Origin of the sequence: Caldisphaera sp., from assembly GCF_046536515.1 — an archaeon.
GTDB lineage: Archaea > Thermoproteota > Thermoprotei_A > Sulfolobales > Acidilobaceae > Caldisphaera.
This window is the reverse complement of sequence record NZ_JAWDMQ010000093.1, coordinates 1-2,764: the sequence shown is the minus strand read 5'-3', so window position 1 is coordinate 2,764 and position 2,764 is coordinate 1. Positions and strand designations below refer to the sequence as shown.

Sequence of the window (2,764 nt, the reverse complement as noted above, 5' to 3'; positions counted from 1 at the left end):
TATTAATTTTGCCTGTTGCGCTAGTTGTTATTGAATTAGGCACTATGTGGCCTAGAGCTGGAGGGGTAGCATATTATCCAGCTAAAAGCAATGGACCTGTTGCAGGTTCTATAAATGGTTGGTCTGCCTTTTTAGGATATGCACTTGTTACTCCAAGCTCAATAATAGCTTTTGTTGAATACTTAGCATATTATTACCCTTCATTATACAAGTCAGGCTTTTTAACTGTTATAGGTATAGGATTAAGCGCTTTAATAACCTTAATAACTTATTTAATAAACAATAAACACGTAGGATTAATAGGAAATATAAACAATTACTTAACTATTTTGAAAATAGTAATGGTTATGATACCTGTTTTAGCATTATTTGCGTTCTTTAATGCTAAAAACTTTAATTCGCCACATTTAGGAGGATTCATGCCAATTAATTTAGGAGTTGCTGGATTTTTTGTTGCAGTAACTTCAACAATTTTAGCATATGCAGGATTTAAGCAACCGGTCAATTATTCAGAAGAAGTAAAAGACCCAGGTAAGTTTATACCTAAAGCTGTTATAGCTTCACTATTGATTACCATGATATTATATCTAGTTGAAAGCGTGGCATTCTTAGGTGTTGCGGATAAAGTAATTTCAAGCCCTACTCAATGGTCTTCATTAATTTCATTACCTTATCCCTATATAACTGCGCTAACATCAGTTAAAATCCCATCTAATCTTTTAGCTATTTTTATATTTTTAATGATTGCAGGAACTATATTAGCGTCATATACTGATGCTTTAATTTATTTCGGTGGTGCATCAAGAGTAGGATATTCATTGTCTTCATACGATAGATATTTTCCTAAGATATTTTCAAAATTAAATAAGGAAGGAGTTCCTCATATCTCTAATTTACTTATATTTGTTGTATCCATAATTTATCTATTATTGCTTCCTTCATTTGCGACAATATTTACTGTATTGATCGACGCATTTATCTTTTCATATGCACCTCTAGCAGTTAGCGTTGCTGTATTTAGATCAAGGTATCCTAATGAAAAAAGACCATTTAAAGTCCCAGCATATAAAATTATATCTCCTATTGCATTTGTTGTTGGAGGACTTCTTATATATTGGTCAGGATGGAGTGCGGTTTCAATAGCCGGGGCATCTGTTTTATTTGGACTAATTTTCTTAATATATTATCATAAGAATGAGAAACTGAAAAAAACAGATTTTATATCAGGAGGTTGGTTGCCTTTATATCTAATTGCAACATTAATCATATCATATTTTGGAAGCTCAGGAATAAATAAAATAGTTTTTCCATACGATAATATATTATTCATAGTAATTTCATTAATTTTCTATTATTGGGGATATGAAGCAGGCAAAAAATATGAATATTGAATATATTTATTTTTATTTTTTAAAATTTGTTTTTTATAAAAGATTTAAATTACAAAGCTCCTTTAATCAAACCAAGGGGGTTTACAATATACGGGCTTAATAAAAATCAGTGGATGCAAGTATTATCTGCATGGCTTGGTTGGCTCTTAGATGGATATACAACTATTGCATATGCTTTGGTTGCATTGAATATATCGACAATTTTCTTTCCTGCATATTTAAAAGTTTTGGGTATAGTTTTAACATTTGCAGGTTTTGGTGTAGGTGCATTGGCTAGATCATTGGGTTCATTAGTCTTAGGTAACTTTCTAGGAGATAAATTAGGAAGAAAAAATATGCTTGTTATAACTATATTAGGATTTTCTTTTTTGTCTGCCTCAAAAAGTATATTACCAGGCTATAATAAAATAGGAATCTTATCACCCATCATTCTATACATAATATTATTTTTTGAGGGTTTATTTGCAGGAGCTGAGTATGGAGGAGGATCAACACTAGCTATGGAAAGTACTCCACCAGAAAAAAGAGGTTTTGTAGGAAGCTTTGTGCAAAGCGGGTATGGAACTGGTTACTTTATCGTTTCTTTGGTTTTAGCAATTATTTCTATGGTAACTGGAAAAGCTTTTCCAATAATAGGTTGGAGAATTTTGTTTGCAACATCCATTATTCCTGGAGTTATTGCTTTTGTAATAAGAATATTTACAAAAGAAACAAATATATTTGAAGAAATGAAAGAAAAAAAGGAAATAGACAAAATTCCTATAAAATCTTTGTTTAAAAACTCTCCAAAACAAATTATTATTGGCCTTCTTATAACTACAGGTCTTCTAGCTGTAAATACAGCAACTTTTTCTTTTTGGCCTTCAATTATGTATAATTTGGAATACAAAGAAGAAGTAATAGGTTTTTCAATCGCTATAATTAATCTAGTTTCTTTGTTTGGTGTATGGTTTGGAGGTTTTTTGGCTGATATAATAGGAGGAAGAAAAAAGCCTATGATGATTTATGTTATGGTCTTCGCACTGGTATCATATTTTTTAATTAAGTTTGGCTTCACGGAAAATTTATATGATTTCATAATTTTATTTTCAATTCAAGCATTTATTGAAGCTATGATATTTTCAACAATTCCGGCTTTCTTATCGGAAATGTTTAGTAAAAGATATAGGACTACTGGTGTAGGATTTACATATAATGGAGGAGCTATTATAGGAGGTTTTGCAATAAGTTTTATTTATGCAATTTCATTTCTAGGTTTAGTCAATGCATGGTTAATAATTTTATATATATTTACTACTTTAATGATAATAGGTGTATTACTGGCTCCAGAGACTTGGAGAAAAAATAGTAAAGAAGATATGATAAGGAACTGA

General features: G+C 30.4%; 2 protein-coding genes. Both read left to right on the top strand.

The window, feature by feature from the left end:
- Positions 1-1,391 (top strand): APC family permease (locus RXO53_RS08080; protein ID WP_410713708.1); only part of this gene is annotated, 1,391 nt, incomplete at its 5' end.
- Positions 1,392-1,504: 113 nt separating this feature from the next.
- Positions 1,505-2,764: an MFS transporter gene (locus RXO53_RS08075; protein ID WP_410713707.1), complete on the top strand. Its 1,260-nt coding sequence runs from the start codon at positions 1,505-1,507 to the stop codon at positions 2,762-2,764.

What these genes read in the sequence shown, in the direction of transcription:
- RXO53_RS08075 (WP_410713707.1), top strand. Translation starts at nt 1,505, where the DNA reads ATGCAAGTATTATCTGCATGGCTTGGTTGGCTCTTAGATGGATATACA.